Source organism: Nitrospira sp. T9 (assembly GCF_052156535.1).
GTDB lineage: Bacteria > Nitrospirota > Nitrospiria > Nitrospirales > UBA8639 > Nitrospira_E.
This window is the reverse complement of the sequence record NZ_JBQKUP010000035.1, coordinates 129,331-149,911: the sequence shown is the minus strand read 5'-3', so window position 1 is coordinate 149,911 and position 20,581 is coordinate 129,331. Positions and strand designations below refer to the sequence as shown.

The window sequence follows — 20,581 nt, the reverse complement described above, 5'->3', positions numbered from 1 at the left end:
GTGCGAGGTTTTTCTAGGAAAGAAGCGATAATCATCCAATTTCAATACTTCTGTAGGAATAAAAGGAGGAGAGACCAATGAGCAAAGAAAAATTCCACCACACCGCTACAATGAAGTGGGAAAAACTGCAAGAGTTTCCAGGGCCCGCAGACGTCAAGGTCGTTCGGGAAGATTCTTCACTTGGGGCCAAGACCATGCTGGTTCGGATTCCTGCCGGCGGTCGGATTACACCTCATAGCCATCGAGGGATCGTTCAGCATTTCGTCCTTGAGGGACAGTACGAGGCGGACGGGCAGTTATGGGAGCCGGGCAGTTATCGAATGATGCCCGAGCATTGCGATGTCTCTCCTATTTCAACCAAAGCCGGCGTGACTATCCTCATGATCTATGACCCGGTTTCCAAGTAAAGAAAGGCAGTATCAGAAATGCGGGCATGAGATATCCTGACAAACTGGTGTGTGGGGGAGTGCCTCATTTTCAGACTGGAATTTCGGTAACTTGCATGCAAACAGCCACGGATGAAATAGGGATTGGCATTGTTGGTAGCGGTGGGGCTGGAGTCATGATGCTTGGGAATTTGCTCTTAGGCACCGCAACTCGTTGCGGACTTTATGGGCTGATGACGAAACAGTATGGCCCTCAAATTCGGGGGGGGGAAAGTCTGTGTGTGCTTCGACTCGGAATCTCTCCATTCGAAAAGCAGCCTGATAGAGTTGACATCCTGGCTGGATTGGATTGGAGAAATGCCTCGCGGTTTCAAGAGTTCCTTCTCGTGAACCCTGAGGGATGGGTTTTTTGTGAGCAATCAGAAAAACCCGTGATGACAGGATTAGCAAATGTGAAACATTGCGTGGCAGTCCCCTGGAAGGCCCACATCCAAGCTATTGAAGGGGGGAACCCCAATATCTTTCTTTTTGGTCTTCTGGCTTCCCTTTTGGAATTGGACAGCACAGCCTGTCATCTGACGTTGGAAGAGCGGTTCCGGGAAAAGGGGACGATGGTCGTTGACGCAAATCAAAAAGCGTTTGAGGTAGGGTGGGCTTGGAACGATCAGCATCACATGAGATGGCCGCTGGTCAAACCCACGGATCCCGTCTCGCGTTGGCAGCTCACCGGTAATCAGGCCATTGTCCTTGGGAGTCTGGTCGCGGGTTGCGATTTTTTTGCCGGGTATCCCATTACCCCAGCGACAGACATCATGGAGGAACTGAGTCGATATTTTCCACAGCAGGAAAAAATTATGGTCCAGGCCGAGGACGAATTGGCTGCGATTACTATGGCGATTGGAGCGTCCTTCGGGGGGAAAAAAGCTATGACGGCCACTTCCGGACCAGGCTTCTCGTTGATGGCTGAGGGGTTAGGCCTGGCCCTCATGACTGAAATTCCACTCGTCGTAATAAATGTTCAGCGGACAGGACCCTCTACAGGAATTGCCACAACGACGGAACAAGCAGACCTGTGGGCAGCCTTAGCATCGAGTCATGGGGATAATCCACGCGTAGTGCTGGCTCCCGATTCCGTTCTAGACTGCCTGACGATGACGGTCAAAGCCTTTAACATCGCAGAGGAATTCCAAGTTCCGGTCATTCTCCTGAGCGATCAATTCTTGGGAGCCCGGTCTGAAATTATTGAGCCAATCCCGCTTGAACAACTTCCAGTGTGTTCACGGCAGCTCAAAGGCAATCTTGAATCATCGCCCTTTTATCGTTTTGAGTCATTCAATGGAGCCATCGCTCCTATGACCATTCCTGGAATGCCGGGAGGTGAATTTTCTGTCACCGGATCGGAACATGATGTCCAAGGCCGACCGGATGCGTCTTTTCAGAACCATCGATCTCAATCGATTCGACGGTTGAAAAAGCTTGACCCATTGAAGACCCAAAAAGGTTGGATAGAATCGTGCGGGGCCCCTGATGCGACTGCTGCGTTCATCGCGTGGGGTTCAACGGGAGGGGTTGTGCGCGAAGCGGTGAACATAGCGCAGTCCGCAGGCCAATCAGTGCGGGGGGTCATCTTACACCTCCTGTTTCCTCCTCAAGTTGACTTAATGAACGAATGCCTTGCCAGCATGAAGGTGCTCTATGTTGTGGAACTCAGTTCCATGAAACAGTTTTATCATTACCTTCATGCCTTCTATCGGCTGCCTAACAAGGTGATACCCATCGCCCGTGCCGGAGGTGTGCCGTTTCGGACAGAAGAATTACTCTCTGTTTTTAGGGCAAAGCCAGAATTGTAGGGAGGAAGGAATCACATGCCTCGTCTGCAGGCTAAAGAGTATATGGCTAACCTCAAGCCGATCTGGTGCCCAGGCTGTGGGGATTTTGGCGTGCTGAACGCCTTATGTGCGGCCTTTTCCACCCTTGAGCTTCCTTCAGAACGTTTGGCCGTTATCTCGGGGATTGGCTGTTCCAGTCGACTGCCGGGATATCTTCATTGTTACGGACTAAACGGAATTCATGGAAGAGCGATCCCAATAGCCACGGGACTCAAGCTTTCTCGTCCTGACGTACAGGTGGTTGTCACGATGGGGGATGGAGACGCCTATGGGATTGGGGGGAACCATTTCATTCATGCCGCAAGAAGGAATCTCGATCTGACCTGCGTGATTATGGACAACCGCGTGTATGGGATGACCAAAGGTCAGATGTCCCCCACAACTCCTCTAGGAGCAATAAGCGCCACGACCCCATTCGGAGCTATTGAGCAGCCCATTCATCCTTTGGTTCTGGGTCTTGGGGCAGGGGCCACCTTTGCCGCGCGAGGCTTGAGTTGGGATACCAAGCGACTGGCTGCGCTCATCATTCGGGGAATTCAGCATCGAGGGTTTTCGGTCATTGATGTGCTGTCTCCTTGTGTCACCTTTCGCCCAGAGGACCGCTCAACATTGAGAGGCCAAGTCTCTTGGATGGAATCTGAGGTAGGCAGTCAGGACCGATTTGAGGCCATGCGATTAGCGGCATCTCAGGAAGGGCATTCTCTGGGAATTTTCTTTGAGGAGAATCGACCCACCTATGAGGACCAGTGGCACGACCAGGTACAGAAGGCTAAGGCTTGGGAAGGATCCGGCACAGGATTAGGGGCTATTCTGGCTACATGGGTTCAGCCACTCCAAGTGAAAAAGGGATGAAGTCACAGGATTTATCAGGCCTGACGGATCTTGATCTTCTGGATTTAGCTATTCAGGCTGAAGCAGAGGCCAGCGATCGTTATGGTGAATTTGCGGACCAGATGCAACTTCATCATAACCCTGAAGCAGCCGAATTCTTTCGCCGAATGCAAGCCCAGGAGTTAGAACACTTAGCACAATTGCAACTGCAGCGTACGCCCACCTTGCCTCCCCGAGAACCGTTCCAACCACTCCGGTTTTTTGATTCCATCGAAGCGCTTGCTTACGAAACTGCTCACTACAAAATGACCCCAACTCATGTCCTCGAGGCAGCCCTGCGTGCTGAGCTACGGGCTAGCGTCTTTTACAATCATCTAAAGACAACCCTCACCGATCCCAAGGCTCGGGAATTAGCTCACTCCCTATGGAGGGAAGAACAGGCGCATATGAGGGAAATTAAACTCGCACTTCACCATTTACCCACTTTCCCGAACAATTGGGAAGAGGATGATGATGAGCCGGCACCTCAAGATTAATTGAGGAAGTGTTGGTAAATCTTGCTGCGCCTGCGCCGGGCCTACGGCGGACAGGCCGGCGGCGTTCCCTGACTTTGCCAGAGCGTTTTGGCGTCCACGCGCAGAAGCCCTTCCAACCTTCGTGGCCGAAACGGCCAGGTTGGTGGAGTAGGTTCTACGCCCAAGCGCACAGGCAGGTCGTTCCCTGTCTGTGCTCACGTATTCCGCCTGCACTCCCTTCGTCCAAGCAGCAGTGGCCTTTTCTCTCGGGCACTCTTCGACTCATCAAAAGGTAAAGTCCTTAAACCTTCAAAAGACTCCTGAGTGGCGTTTCTTTTCAACGGGATTATAGCCGCCGTTACGCGTGACAAGGGCTCCGCCTGATGAGGCTCTCGCTTTAAATTGGTATGGGATGAACAGAAGGTTGGCGAATTTTTCCCCACTTCGTCTTCAGTGGTTTGTCCCAGATCACCACAAACAAAGCTCGATAATTAAGCTGAATAATTCTATCTAAGGTGGGAATTGGGTTTCTCGTGGCGTTTTAAAAAGCGAAAAGTAACGGGTTGAAAGATCAGCCAATCAGTTGGTGCCAGTTTTGCTTTAACTGAAAGATGTAATAGCCATTTCGGAAACCGGTCGGGTACATGTGGAAGAAAAAAGAAATATTTTGAGAAATCATTCCGCCAAAGGACTATTTGCTTTGGCACCTAATTTCAAGGAGGTCATATGGCTATTCAAGGAGTTCCCGCTTCAGGATTTAAAACCGTTGGGCAAATTGTTCCAACCAATGATTTGAAATTTGGTAGGAAATTAAATGCTCTGGCCGCCGCGATCGAATTACTCTCCCATCATACCCCGGGGGGACCGGTCGTCGACGAAAAAAACCAATTTATCGGCTTTATCAGTGAATTTGATGTCCTCCGTGCTTTGGAAGCGGGAAAAGACCTGAACAAAGTGACGGTCGAAGACGTGATGAAAAAGGATCACATTGCGATTGCCGATACGACGTCGATCAAGGATGCCGTGCATCTCATGGAAGAACAACGATTGTTGAGTTTGCCGGTAGAGCGAAAGGGGGAGGTAATGTATACCGTGACCAGGCATGATCTTTTGAGGGCTTGGATTGGATTAGGGTTGGGGATAGAAGATGGGAATGATTAGATACATGATCTCAGAGTGAGCGCTTAAATATGGGGAGAGTGAAAGACATCGACAAGACGAACATATTCATGGAGGAAGAAATCTCATCCATGTGCGTAGATGAAAGTTCTTCACATAGAGAGTGGAAAGTAGGATGCTCCGGTCCTCGTAAGGCTATAAAAGGTGGAACATGAATTCTGAATCGAGGGGGTATGTCACCGTTAGAGTCTTTGAGGCTTCGGATCCCTGTGATTGGGAACTTCTGGGGCCTGATGGAACGGTAATTGAGGGTTGGCATCTCATTTCGGTGGGACGTGATCATTCGGGGAGGTTCTCGCTTCATGTGACCTTCGATCAATTTCACTGTGTCGATGCGAAAGGCCAAAAGGTCAACGTACATCTGGGTGGGGTTTCCTCTCAGAAGTTGGAGAAAGGACCACTACCGCCGAGTGCTCGTACACATCGGCTACCACGGCATTGATGAAAAAAATGAGCTGATGGAAGAAGGGGAGGGGAGAGGAAAGTCATACAAGGGAAGGGGAATGGTCAACAAGGCTGAATCTTGATGAGGATATGACCTCAAAACCAATGTCGTTAGCTCGTGCCGGGACGGCTCCTGGTGGGATGAGAATGGGAAAGTGACGTGGATATCGTGTATGCCTAGGGCGAATGATGAACGTCTGGATAGAAAGGGGAGTGAAGTGTACCATTTTTTCAATTATTCCTAATTTTTAACCTACAAAAAAGAGGAGATCGAACATGGAAAAAAGAGACTTGGCGAGAAAAAGAATGCCTTACAAAATCCTCATAATAAGGCTTTCGATTTTTATGTTGGGGAGCCTACTGTTTCTTCCGAATATTGGTCCAACTCCTGCCTATAGTGCCGAAGAGACTCAGGAAGATGCCTTGAGTATTCTGTTTAAGGCGAATGGCCAATTAGACGTTGCCATGAAATACGGGGAACTGGCGCTTTCCCCAAATCAACCGGGATCAGGGTGGCATCGAGAAAATGTCCAGAGGGCCATGAATGTTTTAACAGGCAAGGGAGGTCCGGACTTTGACGAGAAGGTGGAGAATCCCGGAGATGGGCATGGGGCCATCAATTATTTGAAAGAGGCCCATGAGGCCTTAAAGGGCTGCCGACCTATTAATGCCTGCGATGCGATCCATAGCTCCCTTATCTATATCGAGGAGGCTTTAAAGCATGGCAAGGAAGCCTTGAAAACCGGGCATCGCCGAGGTATTTCGGAACGGCAAATACGGATATTTGGAGCATTGCTTGAGGCCGCCCGGGGCAATCGGAATACTGAATCTCCTATTCTGGGAGCCTTGGCTTATGCTATCCGGGTTGTTGAAATGGAAAAATATAGCAAGATGGGATCCTCGTAACGAAGTGGACTCACTCTGAAAGTGGGCGACATCTTTGCCTAAGAGATGCTTCCTGGAGTTTGGTATGTAGGCAATCAGAGAAAATAACCTGTCAGGGGGGCATGGTGCAGGGGGTCAAGCAAGGACTGTTTAAGATGGCTGAACCGGATCCGAATTCTGGAATTCACAAAGCATGGACTTTGTTTATGGGTTAGGGCCTTCACCACGACCCTGGCAATTGGCAGATGGCTTTGATGTCAAGAACTGAGTCAGAAAAAAATAGTCCCTTGAATCGAGGTTCGTTTCTAGGTTCCTGGCGCCCGCAGTGAGGGATTTTCCGGCGCCCGCGGCCTTGGCTCGGGCGCCAATTCTGATGTCCTTATCTCCGCAGAAGACATCACTGAGAAGGGTTCGGGCTACACGTTTGCTGTGGCGGGGGTCTCATTATCTTTCACTCAAAGTCTCACGTTCGATTCCGAAGTTGAGGGTTCGCTTAGTTCAGAAATATCAAGCCCTCAAGTCAGGAAGTTTTTTTCCGTGACCGTGAGATTGATGAATCAAACCTGGGAAAGGAAAGCCATCATGGCCGAAGAAATTGTCCATCACACTTTATACACCGGTTGGCGCGAACTGCATGAATTCCCGGGCACGGGAGAAGTCAAAGTTCTTCGTGAAGAATCCAATCGTGGGGCCAAAACCATCGTGGTCCGATTGCCGGCAGGCGGCCAGATCCTCCCACATAACCATCTAGGAGTGGTCCAACATTTTGTGATCGAGGGGCAATATGAGACTCAAGGAAAAACCTTTGAGCCCGGCTCTTATCGCCTTTTTCCCACAAACGCGGAAGTTGCCAAAATTTCCACCAAAAATGGCGTGACCATCATGATGATTTATGACCCGGTAGAATCAGAGCCCAAAAATTGATTGACCCGCTCAAGAGATTGATTGAGAGGGATAGAGGGATGGTTCAACTCGATGATCAGGAGGAGGTAGCGCTGAAGGGATTCTTGGAAACTCTTGAAGACCAACGTTTTGACCCTAAGGCAAAGGTCAACCAGGCCTCGTATTTACCGAGGCCTTGAAGGTCAGATAATCGTACCGGTCTTTCTTCAAGGTATATCCCCTTCTTTGAGCCTAGCCCTGTTGATGGGGCGAAAAACAGACCAGATCTACAAGCAAACAGCTTGTCGATTCGTTTTGCCTCAATCTCTGGAGAACGATGCTCAAATGCGGAAATACGTTTGGGTAGAAAATGCGTGGAAACAAATAACGTAAGAAATTTTCCTGGATATCTCCCGCGAGAAGAATAAAAACCAGGAATCGGTATTGGGAAAATACAATAATAATCGAAGGTAGAAGCCTATTTTTAACTTTTCTCCAACTGGGTTCTATGCCTGGCATCAGTTTTGGGAACACATTGATTTATCCACTCGTATTCCCCTCGAAATATTTTGAACGATATGGAAAGGTCTTTGAACTATTGGGCGCATTTTCAATTTGTTGAAGGGAATCAGAATGAACGTATGCACTGTGCTGGATGAAATTGAAAGATTGGCGGGTGGAATGGCAAATCTGCCCCATTGTGAAAGAACTGAGCGAGTTCGTAACTATGTCACTATTCGTGTCTTGATCCAAGACTTAGAAGAATTGGACACCAAAGAGAGCGATAGTCGTCATCCTCATGGGCCACTTCAGCAATTAAAACAGAGCTGTAAAAGCCTTGCAGGGTTAGGGGAGGAAAATTCTTCACCGGAAAAACAGGCGTATTCTGAGGCGAGAGAAGCCCTTAAGGCGCTACGGACACAATTTGGATTAGCAAAGTAATAATTAGGAAGTGTATCATTTTCCAATGATATGAAATTCCTCCAAGGGGCAATTGAAATGGATATTGTTGCTAGGAGTATCCAGAATGATCCATTTCTTCTTAAAAGGGTGACGTTGGAAATCGGCCAGCCGGAATGGAATTATTTTCGATTTAAAAGAACATTGCCACAACCCAACTACACAACTAGAAGAGTAAAAGAAGTTCAATTTCAATGATGCAAAGCCATGAATACACATCAATGACCGAAGCCCTTAAGGGACTTAAGGCGCGAGGTTTCACGACGAATTTCGAGTTTCTGAATAATACCTTTTGCGCCGTTGACAGCGGGAGAACCTTCAGAGCCGAGGAGCTTTCTATTTTGGAGCATCATCGCTTTGAAGGAGTCAGCGATCCAGATGATGAGTCTATTGTCTATGCGATTGAAACCAGCGATGGAATACGTGGAGCCATTGCTGATGCCTATGGTGTCTATTCCAATCCCGAGCTTGAAGTCTTTATGGAAAAGGTCAAAATGTGCGAAGAACAATGACCTAGCTGTTAGAGAAGATAGCCTTACCCACAATAATCAATGAATCAAAGAACGGTTGGTAGGTGAGGACTGCAGTGCTGAGCTGATCTCTTAAGGCTAAGGGATATAAGGATGAAAGGAATTGTTAGACAATAACGTGACATGATGGGTACTCACTTTTCTACAGCGCTGGGTGCCAGCATACTCGCTGGTCTCGTCACGACGATTGGCATCTATGTCATCCGGCATTTTGAGGCATGGGGTCGGAAGAATACCACCTATTTCTCGTGTTTTGCCGCTGGGGTCCTGATCTCCGTCTCGTTCTTACATATCATCCCCAAATCATTCGAGATGAATATTCATGCGCCATGGTACCTTCTTGGTGGCTTTTTGGCCTTGCATTTTTTCAACCGATTCATCACGGTTTTTGTGTGCGATAAAAACCCTGATTCGGCAATAGGCCTCGTCCCCTTGTTAGGAATCGGCTTTCACTCTCTCATTGATGGGGTCGTTTATTCCATTACTTTTAGTGTCAGTATTTTTACTGGTGTTGTAACGGCCATTGGGATGGTTCTTCATGAGTTCCCAGAGGGGATCGTGACCTATGTACTCCTCATTCGCGGGGGATATTCACAGAAACGATCCACGATCCTGGCCTTTTTGGCTGCAGCCCTGACGACACCCTTGGGAACCCTTATTTCCTTTCCCATGATTAGCCAAATCGAAAAGCCTATACTCGGGGCTTTGTTATCGGTTTCGGCTGGCGCTTTGGTCTATGTCGGAGCCACTCACCTGCTCCCGCATGCTGAACACGAACCACAAAAATATAGCCTGGTTGCGCTGCTAGGAGGGATTCTTGTTGCCGTGGGCATTGTTTTGAGTAAGGGCTAGTTTTCCTCTCACGGAGTGTTGAATAATAAGGATGTTCAAGGGCAAAATTGCCCAGGATTAGATAACTCATCAAAGGCTCCGGGTCGGTTCAAAAAAGCATGCCCTGAGTCTTCCCGAAGGGTCCGTCCAGTCCTGTCCTGAGGCCCCTCGAAGGAAAGGCCGCAGCCGTTTTTACGCGCGGAGCGTACGCGTAGTCCGTGAGCACGGGAAAATGGCGAGAACGCCGCTGGCGGCTTTTTTCAACAGACCCTCTCACGGAATGAGATCTTGGTAGAAAAAGCATAGGATGACGGCACACCTTGAGAAGCAAGGAGGAACGTTTGTAGGACTCACCTGCTCCTCTGCGAAAACCCTCTCTCCTCTTGATGGACCCATTGACACGGCCCAGGCAGTTGTGCGGCACAGTTAATTTTATACAGATCCGTAATCCGAACCATTACGTCCGCTCATTAGCGAGCGTATGGGGGTCCCTCAACAATTAGTTGCTCTCAATGCCAGTTCCGAGTTGATCCTGCGCCAGCTTTTTGATCGGCTGGGGCAGCAAGTTCATCTCCTCACACCCTCTTAAGGGCTTTTTCCGGAAATCGCAAAACGCTACACAGAGACTTTACTTTTACCAGAGCATGATTTTGGATTCGAATTGGCCAATTTTGAAATTCCCAAAGACACAACCCTCGTGGTCTTTGTCAATCCTAACAATCTCAACAGCCCTCCAGATTTGTTAGCAGTCCGAATAGCCATAGCTTTCGAGTTTGCTCTCCTCGTCAAATTTCAAATTACTGATCAGGTCACTAAATGGTTCGTATTAATATAAGACGCCGACATTCAGATATTATTCGACCCTTCCATCCTTTTCCGTCATTCCCGCATAGTCGTTAGCGGGAATCCATCTTGTCCAGTCCGGATGGATACTCGCCTAATACTGCGGGTATGACAGAACGGATCCAGATTTTGTGTATGAGGGTTGACCGGCCTCTATGCACTCTCAAGCTTAGCACGGAGGACCGCGTGGCGTGAGCCCGTGGGTCAACTTATCGACTTCCTCAGAGAATGAACAATACGATTAAAAAAAGTCTACATATTGTTATGAGATACTCTCTTGGCAAACGTGGATTGGAAGTATTCGCGCCGACCCGAGACAAAGAAATGTTTCCATGTCTGCCTACCATCTGATGGATGTTGTCTTATTCCGGCAACGAGGGAAATTCGAAGGGGATTTCTTCCCCTTTGAGCGCATGTAAGAAGGCCAGAAGCTCACCCTTTTCTGCTTTCGTCAACGCGAGAGGTTTCATAAGGGAGTGTTTGTTCGCATCGTCTCCCCCGCCGTTGTCTAAGAAGTCGATCACTTCTTCCAGCGTTTTGAATGCACCATCATGCATGTAGGGTGTCGTTTCGGTGATACTTCGAAGGGTTGGAGTTTTAAACGCCCGTTTGTCTTTTTCTAAATGCGTCACATTGTACCGCCCCAGGTCCTTCTTCTGGGGCCCAACTTGTGGCACGCCAAGATTGTAAAACCGGTTATTCGTAAAGTTAGGGCCGTTATGACAAAGGATGCATCGCGCTTTCCCTTTAAAAAGTGCCATGCCTTTCACTGCGTCCTCACTCATCGCCGTTGAATCGCCCAGGACATACTTGTCAAATGGAGAATTGGTCGAAATGATGGTTCGTTCATACGCCGCTATGGCCTCCACAATATTTTGAAGGTTGACGCCCGTGCCAAACACTTTTTGAAATAGATCCTGGTAGCCTTGGATTTTTCGTAACTTTATGACCACATTGTCATGCGTCTCCGCCATTTCCACAGGATTGTGTATCGGGCCCAACGCTTGTTCTTCGAGTGAACTCACCCGTCCATCCCAAAATTGCACGGGGTTGAAGGCTGTGTTAAACACGGTGGGGGAATTTCGTTCGCCTTGTTTACCTCCCACTCCAATGGACACTTGTTTAGGGTCGGCAAACCCAGCGGAAGGAAGGTGGCAAAACGCACAGGATATGGCGTTGTTACTTGAAAGCCGACCGTCAAAGTACAACTGTTTCCCTAACTTGACCTTCGCTTTGTAATTGAGGTTGGTTGCTGGAATGGGAACCATGGTTGGTAAAGGGCCAATATCAGGTACACGCACTCCATCGACCTCAATGATCTTGGTATTGAACATGGTTGGAGGAAACACTTGCTGAGCGAGTCCTGTTTCAAAAAGAAATAGTAATACCGCGAAAATTCCCATCATCCTGGTGGATGTCGTGCCCGGTTTCATGTATTTCCTCCCTTTACATTTGGTCGGCAATGATTTAATCCTGAACCTTAAACACCACGCGATCTATACCGGTATTCCCCGTCTGCGCGTCATAGGCATACACGTGAATCTCATACACACCAGATTTCCCGATTTCTAAATTTCCCGTAAAAGTATTCGGTTTATTGGCATACGCCAAAAAGACGCGTCCTATTGGGATGCCATTGTGTTTCACGATTCCCTGTATTTCATAACGGTTGGCATCCCACATACCTCCTGGTGTAATGGGGCAACCACACATCATCACGACATTGGCTGAAATGGAAATGACCCGGGTATCTGAAAGGCGAAAACGCTCAGAAGATTGAGGATAAAGGACGTCCACGGCAAAACCTGGAATCTCCAGGATCACGCCATCCCCATTGAGGTTTCGTCCAGGTAGAAGCCAGAGTTGGGTGCTCACTTTGATCAGTGCCTGCCTCTGACTATACGGAGCTAAGGCTTCAACACTAACGAGAGTGGGTTCCGCGAGGTCAAGGCTTGCTTCAAATTTTGCTGTGGAAGCATCTGAAAGGGAAGTACCTCGTTTCCGAGGTTCTTTCATAACAGTCGCAGGATTACCGGTTCCACCCTTGGTTGTGCCTTCTGCCAAGATGGCGCCACTCTCGACCTCACGAATGATGATTTTCGCGCCGCCCATGGATGTGCCAATGAACATGGCATCCTTGGCCAGGGCTCGAACAACAATCGTCGTCTCCGTGGCGTGGGCATTACTAATAAAAAGAAATAGGCCAACAAACATCACTAGCGTGACGCTACCATGAATGTTCTTGGATGATCCCATTCGAATTCCCTCATTCCTTAAAAACGGAAAGTGCAAAATCCAGGACACACGTCTTTAGTTCATTGGTTGACCATTATCCGGTTTGAGCAGCAGGGGCGGGTCGTACCTTTTCCCATGCATCGATCCCACCAACAAGGTCCATCACGTTTGTGATGCCATGCTTTTCCAAAAGACTCGCGGCCATCGACGAGCGATACCCTGAGGCACAGTGAACTACAATTTGCCGGTCCCGAGTCACCTCGTCGATTCGTTCCTCGAGATTACTGACTGGAATATTTACACTATGACCAATTTGCTTGTCCTTCCACTCCTGTTCCTTCCGGACATCTAGTACAAGTGGGGGTTCGACGGTTTGTAATTCTTCTGCCAATGTCTGAGCCGTAATCCGAGCCGTGCGTCCTACGAGATCAGGGCGATTCGACAAGGCTTCCATTCCCCCTTGCAAATACCCCGAGACTTGATCAAAGCCAATTCGACCTAATCGTGTTGCGGCTTCTGGTTCGCGACCCGGCTCCGCAATAATGACAATACACTTTTGCGGCGAAAAGATGATGCCCGCCCAGGTCGCAAACTTGCCACCCAACCCAATGTTCACACTCCCCACGAGATGTCCTCCGGCGAAATCCGCGGGATCGCGAACATCGACGATTTGAGCCCCGGAGTCTCGTAATTCGAGCACGTCCTCAAGGGATAAGGGTTTCAGTTCTTCTTCCAGGACCTGGTCAAGTGTGGGCCGTTCTTTTCGATTAAGCATCGCGTCATATCCGAAATACTGTGGGGCTTCAGGTTGGTTCGCCGTCACGAGTTGAATGAATTCGTCTTTCTTCATCGGCTGCAAGGCATAGTTGTACTTTCGTTGTGTCTCCATCGTGGAGAATGTGTCCGTACTCAAATTTTTCCCACACATCGATCCGGCTCCATGTGCCGGATATACCAGCGTCGTATCGGGAAGGGACAGAATTTTGTCGTGGAGAGAATCATAAAGCATCCCGGCCAATTCATTGGCGGTGATGCCGACAGATGCCATCAAGTCCGGTCGCCCGACATCTCCGATAAACAGAGTATCGCCTGTTAAGACGGCATGGGGGATGGTCGAACTTTTTTATAGGTCAAAAACGACAAGAGAAATACCCTCAGGGGTATGGCCAGGAGTTTCGAGTACTTTGAGTCGGATTCCGCCGAATTCCAGTAGATCCCCATCCTTGAAGGCCTGAAATGGGAAGTCAGCTTTGGCTTTGGCACCGAGGCAGATCTTCGCTCCCACGCGATCACGGAGCTCAAGATGTCCTGCCACAAAATCAGCATGAAAGTGCGTAAGAAAGACGTAGCGGATGTCTACCTTTTGGCCTTCCGCATCTTTCACATACTGATCGATGTCCCGTTGCGGATCAATGACGACCGCGGTACGCGTTATTTTATCACCGATGAGATATGAGGCATGCGCTAAACATCCTAAATAGTATTGTTTGAAAATCATGGGATCCTCCCAATTGAATTGTTTTTGACTGGCAGTGTACGTATGGGAAAAAGTTGTGGATGAACCAATAAGAATTAAAATAACAACGATTGTAAATTTAGAGAGCAACATAGGTGCCAAGTAATTGAGTCGTCCCACCCCGAAAAGATCTGTACCGAGCATTCTTGCTATTTAAAGGGATTCTCATGTGGTGTCTTGCCTGGAAGTGCATACAAAGAGTGTGGAAAAAATACCCATCTCAGTTTTTTGATAGTGAGGGGAAACGCATCATTTCCAGTTTTAGTAAACGAATGGATTGATACTCGTGTTGGGCTTACGGAGGGCCGCCCTAATCCCGAAAGGGAGTGGGTTGAAACTTTTTTCCCCCTGATGGTCACACTCAATTTTGGTTGTATTGAAAGCGTACAAAACAATGATCTTAAGGTTTGGCATCTGCTTTGCTCCCAAGTCTTCATAGGGGAATGGCGATGACCCGGAGGGTTCAGTCTTTTGTCTTTACCTAAGGAGAGGTGTAGTCATTCAGAGGAGGAACATTTTATGAATATTAAAAGCCAGGTTCACGCTGTGATCGATGGTATTTTGGCTGGAAAGCTTTTGGAGACATTTGACAAGTACTACGCTGACAACGTGGTGATGAGTGAAAATCGAAAGGACGAACGGGTTGGGAAAACGGCCAATCGGGAATATGAAGAAAAGTTTGTTGGGAATGTTCAGGAATTTCATGGGGCCCAAGTCGGACGGACGATCGTTGAGGGGGATCATGCTGCCGTTGAATGGACCTTTGACCTGACTTTTAAGGGAGGAAACCGGATAAAGATGCAGCAGGTGGCCGTTCAAACGTGGAATGATGGAAAAATTATTCGTGAAGATTTTTATCATGGTTAATCCACATTCATGTTGAATGTTATGGATAAAGAGAGCTAGTCGTTCTGTACATGCGTGGCCCGGATGGTGAGCCAACACTACCTTCCCGGTATGGGGCTGTTGCCAATCACCAGACTGAATGAACGCATGGATGAAAATGGAAATGTTCATTCAAGGGGGCCGAACCAGGAGCAGGGTGCTTATCGGTTAGTCTGGTAAAGGGGCTTGGTCATCCTCATTGGGAAAAGGAGAATAGGGGGAAGGCTGAGAGGAGCGGAGGGCGGTTGGCCACAAAGGCTATACTTTCCCACCTAACTAAAAGATGTTAATTCCTTTTCTCTGCGCTTTAAACGGGATAGTCTGAAAGACAAGAAAGACCTACATGGGAACAAGAAACAAGAAATTGTCGGACCTTGAAATAACCAACGAATTTCCGAGAATTGTTGAAAGGCACCGGCCAAATTATTCTTATTGCGCTATTCAGCTACACCGAGGTCTGTGGGCATAATTTTAAAACTATGTTGCTACGTACGACCCTGGTGGCGAAGCCTGGCGAATGAGATGTTTGGCTGTGAGAGCATTCTTTTCCAGGTCGGTTTCAATGTGTCATAAGCGCCAAAGTCAAAGTTTTTTCGAGAGCAAGATGATCGAAAACCGATAGACCTATCTTGAAGGAGTGAATGTGATGAAAAAGGTGGCCATCAACGGACTCGGACGTATCGGACGATTAGTATTACGACAATATTGTGAAAATACATCAAAGGATGTGGAGATCGTCGCAGTCAATGATTTGGTCTCACCGGAGAATTTGGCCTATCTCCTCCGGTTTGATTCCGTGCATGGGCGCACGCCATATCCTGTGACCGTGAAGGGAAATGAGATTCTCATGAAAGGATCTCGGTTTCCAATCTACGCGGAAAAGGATCCAGCCCGTTTGCCATGGCAGGAATTGGGCGTGGATGTCGTGCTTGAATGTACGGGGTTGTTTACCAAACGTGATCTTGGGGCCAAGCATTTGGACGCCGGCGCGAAGCGGGTCATCATTAGTGCCCCTTCTCCGACAGCTGATGTCACCATTGTCCCAGGGGTCAACGACCACCAGTTCGATCCGGTAAAGCACCAGGTCATTTCGTTGGCCTCTTGCACCACGAATTCTCTGGCGCCTCCCCTGAAAGTGCTTCACGACAATTTTGGAATTGAGCACGCCATGGTCACTACGGTGCACGCCTATACAGTTTCCCAAGCGTTGGTTGATGGCCCGGCCAAAAAGCAACGACGAGGCCGAGCGGCCGCCGTATCGCTGATCCCCACCACTACAGGGGCAGCCGTGGCCACCACGCAAGTGCTACCGGAATTGGAAGGACGGATGGACGCTATTGCCATTCGTGCCCCGGTCCTGGATGGAGCCATCACTGACATTGTTGCCCATCTTCGCCAAGAATGCAGTGTCGGAAAAGTGAATGAGGCATTCAAGGCGGCAGCCGATGGGCCATTGAACGGCATCTTAGGCTATAGCGAAGAGGAATTAGTCTCGGCGGACATTCTTGGGGACCCCCATTCCGGCATCGTGGATGCGCTTTCGACACGTGTCGTGCAAGGACGCGTCGTCAAGGTTCTCGTCTGGTACGACAATGAATTCGGGTATGCTCGGAGGCTGCTCGATATTTTCGTGCGGCTCCCACTCTGATCGGCTCGTGGAATGTTTGTTGGCAAGCGCTAATCTCCGATAGAGAACGAGCAAAGCCGAGGGATTAAGACCAGGAGTAAGATGGGAGTGTTGAATAATAAGGATGTTCAAGGGAAAATTTGCCCAGGATTAGATTACTCATCAAAGGCTCCTGGTCGGTTCAAAAAAGTCCGTCCAGCAAGGCCGCAGCCGTTTTTACGCGCGGAGCGTACGCGTAGTACGTGAGCACAGAAAAATGGCGAGAACGCCGCTGGCGGCTTTTTTCAACAGACCCAAGATGGATTCCCTCTTCCTATCTGTGGGAATGACGCCGTGAGTAGAGTCCTGTACAACGCTGATTCTCCTGCCTGTCATGCCTGACATTTTTTATCGGGCATCCATCTTCGGCCATTCCCCTATAAGAACAGATGAAAATAGATTCTTGCTTTTACCGACGGGAATGACGGAAAAAACATAAGGCGGAAAGATTCAAGATGGATCTTTGCTTAAAACTAGGAGGGATGATGGAGTAAGGTTGTGTGTTGATGCGATATTGGGATATAGGGAGATTGGAATTCGCAGATATCACCAACACTTTTGTTAATTCGGCATGACCGGAATGTTCGATCATGAACCCATGCGCAGAACAAAGGAAAGCTTGATTGCCACAACCGTTCCCAAGGGTCGCTCTCATGGGCATGAAGGGATGGAGACGAGCATGTTCCTTGTTTTATCTCAAGTGAAGGCCAGGGACATGTGACAGGAATAAACGATGAACCGAGGACTTCGCGACAATCCCGTAACCGGGGACAAGTATGACGCGGTGCTTTTTGACCTGGGCTGCGGGCATCGGAAATCTCTTTGATGTGGAAGTCGACGGGAATACCATTGTCCATCAACATTTGGCGGGGAAGCCCGCTCCGGATTCCTTTTTGAACGCGGCGGAAATGCTTGACGTCCAGCCAGCGCGTGCGGTTGTGGTCGAAGATGCCATCTCCGGTGTGCAAGCCGGAGCCAAAGGGGGCTTTGGACTTGTTATCGGCGTGGCCCGGAAGGGCAATGAGGAAGAACTGAACCAACATGGGGCCCATCTCGTGGTCGCCGACCTGGGCGAGTTCGTTCGGTGAATGCGGTGACTTGCCATGAAAAGAAGGAATTCCGTATGTCAGAGTCAAGTGTATCTGCCAGGACCTCAATGGACTGTTTTACCAAACATTTTTGAGGTCGTGACGCATGATTCACCATGAACCCCTGATTCCACCTTCCCACATTTATCCACCCGATGAATGGAACCTGATGGAAAAACAGTTTAATCCCGACTTGTTGGTAGGATTGATCTGGATTGTCCGCTATCAGAAGAAAATACCCCATTTTGCGTCCTGGCGCGGCGTGTGTTTTTCCATAAAGGTGAAGCCGGACCTGCGGATGAGCCAGAAGGCGATCCCACTTGGGCGGTCCGTTTCGCCATAGATCTCCGAGGAGATTCACCATCACGACGGGAGGTATCCCCCAATGGTAATCCGCAAATGGCGCGGAGATGTTGTTCGAATTGGGACGTCACGCAGGCCCCAAAGGTGAAATGTCCACTGTTATGAGGCCGGGGAGCGATCTCATTGATCAACAAGGTGTCGTCCTCGAGAAGAAACAGCTCCACCGCCATGACTCCGCAGTAGTCAAGCGCTTCTGAGAGGGAAACGGCAAGCTCCTCCGCCCGTAAACGGATCGTGTCTGCCACCCGGGCCGTGACGCGTGTGGTATAGAGGATGTTCTGCCGATGGGCATTCTCAGCCAGGGGATAGAGTTGAATATCTCCCTGAAGACTGCGGGCGAGCACGACCGATAGTTCCATCTTGAAGGGCGCACCGACATGGCCAAAGAACAGTCCTCTGAAACCGTCAAAGCCACGGTCCGCGACTACATGGAAATGTTTTATAATAGTCACCGGCTACACTCCACGTAGGGCTATCTCAGGCCAAATGCGTTTGAGGCGCAGGCCCAAGGTCTGACACCATAGCCTGTTGGCATATGAGGGGGGACCTAAGTATGCCCGACGAGGAGATCGAACGATAAAGGGGGGATTATGGAAGCCGATATTCAAAAGGAGACGGGGAAAACACTGAGACCGAGAAATTATTCACGCGCTTTTCTTTCTGTCCTTTTTTACTGAACCACTTCAATGGCGATGACGTGAAGGGACAATGACCATGGGCGCCACCGTACAACTCCAAAACCGTGAGCGCGCCGCGATATTACCCATTCGCTCACTTGCAAACCAGGCTTTCTCGCGCGCCGCCGGCGCACCCCTGATCGAAGGCAACACCATCCGACTGCTCCAAGACGCGTGCGAGAATTACCCGGCGTGGCTCGATGCCATCCGCGGGGCAAAACGGTACATTCACTTCGAAAACTACATCATTCGCGAAGATGATGCGGGTCGAATGTTTGCCGACGTGCTCGCTGGTAAAGCGCAGGAAGGCGTGCGCGTGCGTCTCATTTACGACTGGATGGGCGGATTCGGTAGAGCGTCGCGCGCTTTTTGGAACCGTTTGCGCGCGGGCGGCGTGGAAGTGCGCTGCTATAACCCGCCGCCCTGGGACTCACCTTTTGGCTGGCTCAGTCGTGACCATCGTAAGACGATCTCGGTGGATGGCGAGGTGGGTTTTGTCACCGGCTTGTGCGTTGGGCAGATGTGGGTCGGTGTGCCTGAAAAGAAGATTGAACCGTGGCGCGATACCGGCGTGGAAGTGCGGGGACCGTCGGTGGCTGTCATTGAGCAGGCGTTTGCAGATGTCTGGGAGATGATGGGAGAGCCGATTCCTGAGCGCGACCTGGTCAAACCCGCCGCGCACGCGCAGCAAGGCGAAACGGCCCTTCGCGTTGTGGCGAGTGTGCCGGCGACGGCGGGGATGTTTCGTGTCGATCTACTCATGGCGGCCCTTGTGAGGAAACGCCTCTGGTTGGTCGATGCGTATTACGCGGGGACGACTTCCTATGTGCAAGCGTTGCGTGCGGCAGCGAGCGACGGCGTTGACGTGCGCCTGCTTGTGCCGAACGCAACCGACATTCCGCTTCTTAGGCTCTTATCCAGAGCGGGTTATCGTCCTTTGTTGGAAGCCGGTGTGCGAATCTTCGAGTGGAACGGGACGATGCTGCACGCGAAGACGGCCGTCGCTGATGGACATTGGGCGCGCGTCGGTTCGACGAATCTCAACCTCGCCAGTTGGTTAGGCAATTGCGAGATGGACGTCGTCGTTGAAAACGAACCTTTCGCACGCCTTATGGAGCAGACGTATCTGCAGGACTTGGAGAACGCGACCGAGGTGGTCTTAGATGCTCAGCGGAAGGTGCGCGCGCCGAATGAGCCGCACCATCCGCATCTAATACTCACCAGCGGCGGAGGGAGCGGCGGGCGTGCCGCTGCAGGCGCTCTCCGCCTCGCCAACACGGTGGGCGCGGCGTTCACCAACCGGCGTGTGCTCGAACCCCTCGAAGCGCGTATCACGGTAACGGCGGGGGTGATGCTCCTGACGTTGGGAATTCTCTTCGCGTTCTTCCCGCGCCTGTTAGCCTATCCGCTCGTCCTGGTCTTCACCTGGATCGCCGGCGCGCTACTCTACAGAGGCTACAAGCTGTACCGCGGCAAAGCTCAGTGAGAGAGTGGAACGGTCCAGCAAAGGGGATCGTCGTCGATCCGCTCAGAAGAGGCGTCCAAGCGGGCGGGCCGAAGAGAAGTGTGATTCGGCTAGAGACGGAGAGGGTGGTAGTGGTTGCCGGCCACTAGATAGTTGACCCATATCACCACTGCAATCTTGACGCGATTGGCCCAACTCGTGGGCAGCGGGACAATCAAGGTTAAGTTGCAAGGTATTTCTCTTGGCCATGATCGTGCTGAGCCACGGGAGAACGACGATGTGGTGGACGAAGAAGACCTGCGCGGGAGAAAATTGGCATGGATTGTCAACACGGCGACGGGATAGGGGGAGCTTCACCGGGATCCAACAATCTCAAGAGATAGACAGGTTGCTTTGAGCACCCTGTTTTGTCGGTAACAAGGTCGATCTGTCCTTTTGCTCGACCTATCGGCGGCTCTCGAGCCCTGTCGTTCTTAGCAGGCGGGGCTCGAATTGACGCCGGTGGTGATTC

At 50.1% G+C, this 20,581-nt stretch carries 21 protein-coding genes and 1 pseudogene; 16 read left to right on the top strand and 6 right to left on the bottom strand.

Features of this window, described 5'->3' with window-relative positions:
- Window positions 1-77 precede the first annotated feature (77 nt).
- The 11 genes from ACTRXD_RS11080 (at window position 78) to ACTRXD_RS11030 (ending at window position 9,353) form a co-directional block, all read left to right on the top strand.
- On the top strand, window positions 78-407 hold the full coding sequence (locus tag ACTRXD_RS11080; RefSeq protein ID WP_442431871.1) for a cupin domain-containing protein: 330 nt from the start codon (window positions 78-80) through the stop codon (window positions 405-407).
- A gap of 26 nt (window positions 408-433) precedes the next feature.
- Window positions 434-2,236 (top strand): 2-oxoacid:acceptor oxidoreductase subunit alpha, encoded by a 1,803-nt coding sequence (locus tag ACTRXD_RS11075; RefSeq protein ID WP_442431870.1) that lies wholly within the window; start codon window positions 434-436, stop codon window positions 2,234-2,236.
- 15 nt (window positions 2,237-2,251) lie between these two features.
- Entirely contained in the window at window positions 2,252-3,127 is an 876-nt protein-coding gene (locus tag ACTRXD_RS11070) for a 2-oxoacid:ferredoxin oxidoreductase subunit beta (protein ID WP_442431869.1), read from the top strand.
- Window positions 3,124-3,642: a ferritin-like domain-containing protein gene (locus ACTRXD_RS11065; RefSeq protein WP_442431868.1), complete on the top strand. Its 519-nt coding sequence runs from the start codon at window positions 3,124-3,126 to the stop codon at window positions 3,640-3,642. Before ACTRXD_RS11070 ends, ACTRXD_RS11065 begins: the two co-directional genes overlap by 4 nt.
- Before the next feature lie 705 nt (window positions 3,643-4,347).
- Window positions 4,348-4,782, top strand: a complete 435-nt coding sequence (locus ACTRXD_RS11060; RefSeq protein WP_442431867.1) for a CBS domain-containing protein — start codon at window positions 4,348-4,350, stop codon at window positions 4,780-4,782.
- A 169-nt stretch (window positions 4,783-4,951) separates the two neighbouring features.
- Complete coding sequence (locus ACTRXD_RS11055; RefSeq protein ID WP_442431866.1) at window positions 4,952-5,242, top strand: hypothetical protein; 291 nt, start codon at window positions 4,952-4,954, stop codon at window positions 5,240-5,242.
- Between the two features lie 347 nt (window positions 5,243-5,589).
- Entirely contained in the window at window positions 5,590-6,150 is a 561-nt protein-coding gene (locus ACTRXD_RS11050) for a hypothetical protein (protein WP_442431865.1), read from the top strand.
- Window positions 6,151-6,711: 561 nt separating this feature from the next.
- The gene (locus ACTRXD_RS11045) at window positions 6,712-7,053 is read left to right on the top strand and encodes a cupin domain-containing protein (protein ID WP_442431864.1); all 342 of its coding nucleotides are present in this window, start codon (window positions 6,712-6,714) and stop codon (window positions 7,051-7,053) included.
- A 591-nt stretch (window positions 7,054-7,644) separates the two neighbouring features.
- Window positions 7,645-7,953, top strand: a complete 309-nt coding sequence (locus ACTRXD_RS11040) for a hypothetical protein (protein WP_442431863.1) — start codon at window positions 7,645-7,647, stop codon at window positions 7,951-7,953.
- Between the two features lie 212 nt (window positions 7,954-8,165).
- Window positions 8,166-8,483, top strand: coding sequence for a phosphoribosylpyrophosphate synthetase (locus ACTRXD_RS11035; protein WP_442431862.1), 318 nt, complete (start codon window positions 8,166-8,168; stop codon window positions 8,481-8,483).
- Window positions 8,484-8,624: 141 nt separating this feature from the next.
- Window positions 8,625-9,353, top strand: a complete 729-nt coding sequence (locus ACTRXD_RS11030) for a ZIP family metal transporter (protein ID WP_442431861.1) — start codon at window positions 8,625-8,627, stop codon at window positions 9,351-9,353.
- Between the two features lie 1,184 nt (window positions 9,354-10,537).
- Here the strand turns inward: ACTRXD_RS11030 and ACTRXD_RS11025 are convergent.
- The 4 genes from ACTRXD_RS11025 to ACTRXD_RS11010 form a co-directional block, all read right to left on the bottom strand.
- Entirely contained in the window at window positions 10,538-11,608 is a 1,071-nt protein-coding gene (locus ACTRXD_RS11025) for a cytochrome-c peroxidase (RefSeq protein WP_442431860.1), read from the bottom strand.
- Between the two features lie 34 nt (window positions 11,609-11,642).
- Complete coding sequence (locus tag ACTRXD_RS11020) at window positions 11,643-12,431, bottom strand: hypothetical protein (RefSeq protein ID WP_442431859.1); 789 nt, start codon at window positions 12,429-12,431, stop codon at window positions 11,643-11,645.
- A 73-nt stretch (window positions 12,432-12,504) separates the two neighbouring features.
- Window positions 12,505-13,458, bottom strand: coding sequence for a rhodanese-like domain-containing protein (locus ACTRXD_RS11015; protein ID WP_442431858.1), 954 nt, complete (start codon window positions 13,456-13,458; stop codon window positions 12,505-12,507).
- Window positions 13,459-13,533: 75 nt separating this feature from the next.
- Entirely contained in the window at window positions 13,534-13,908 is a 375-nt protein-coding gene (locus tag ACTRXD_RS11010) for an MBL fold metallo-hydrolase (RefSeq protein ID WP_442431857.1), read from the bottom strand.
- Between the two features lie 537 nt (window positions 13,909-14,445).
- Here ACTRXD_RS11010 and ACTRXD_RS11005 point away from each other — a divergent pair.
- The 3 genes from ACTRXD_RS11005 (at window position 14,446) to ACTRXD_RS10995 (ending at window position 17,565) form a co-directional block, all read left to right on the top strand.
- Window positions 14,446-14,793 carry a SnoaL-like domain-containing protein gene (locus ACTRXD_RS11005; protein WP_442431856.1) on the top strand — a complete coding sequence of 116 codons (348 nt, stop codon included), beginning with the start codon at window positions 14,446-14,448 and terminating at the stop codon, window positions 14,791-14,793.
- Between the two features lie 664 nt (window positions 14,794-15,457).
- Window positions 15,458-16,459 (top strand): type I glyceraldehyde-3-phosphate dehydrogenase, encoded by a 1,002-nt coding sequence (gene gap, locus ACTRXD_RS11000; protein ID WP_442431855.1) that lies wholly within the window; start codon window positions 15,458-15,460, stop codon window positions 16,457-16,459.
- Window positions 16,460-17,253: 794 nt separating this feature from the next.
- Entirely contained in the window at window positions 17,254-17,565 is a 312-nt protein-coding gene (locus tag ACTRXD_RS10995; protein WP_442431854.1) for an HAD family hydrolase, read from the top strand.
- On the opposite strand, the gene ACTRXD_RS10990 is transcribed toward ACTRXD_RS10995, so the two are convergent.
- Both ACTRXD_RS10990 and ACTRXD_RS10985 read right to left on the bottom strand, forming a co-directional pair.
- A complete protein-coding gene (locus ACTRXD_RS10990) occupies window positions 17,474-17,929 on the bottom strand; it encodes a hypothetical protein (protein WP_442431853.1) in 456 nt (151 codons plus the stop codon). The genes ACTRXD_RS10995 and ACTRXD_RS10990 overlap by 92 nt on opposite strands.
- Before the next feature lie 115 nt (window positions 17,930-18,044).
- Window positions 18,045-18,287 (bottom strand): annotated as a pseudogene (locus tag ACTRXD_RS10985) (ATP-grasp domain-containing protein); the annotation flags it as partial.
- Window positions 18,288-18,642: 355 nt separating this feature from the next.
- On the opposite strand from ACTRXD_RS10985, the gene ACTRXD_RS10980 reads away from it, so the two are divergent.
- Together ACTRXD_RS10980 and ACTRXD_RS10975 are read left to right on the top strand one after the other, a co-directional pair.
- Window positions 18,643-20,091: a phospholipase D-like domain-containing protein gene (locus ACTRXD_RS10980; protein WP_442431852.1), complete on the top strand. Its 1,449-nt coding sequence runs from the start codon at window positions 18,643-18,645 to the stop codon at window positions 20,089-20,091.
- A 132-nt stretch (window positions 20,092-20,223) separates the two neighbouring features.
- Window positions 20,224-20,415, top strand: a complete 192-nt coding sequence (locus tag ACTRXD_RS10975) for a hypothetical protein (protein WP_442431851.1) — start codon at window positions 20,224-20,226, stop codon at window positions 20,413-20,415.
- Window positions 20,416-20,581 lie beyond the last annotated feature (166 nt).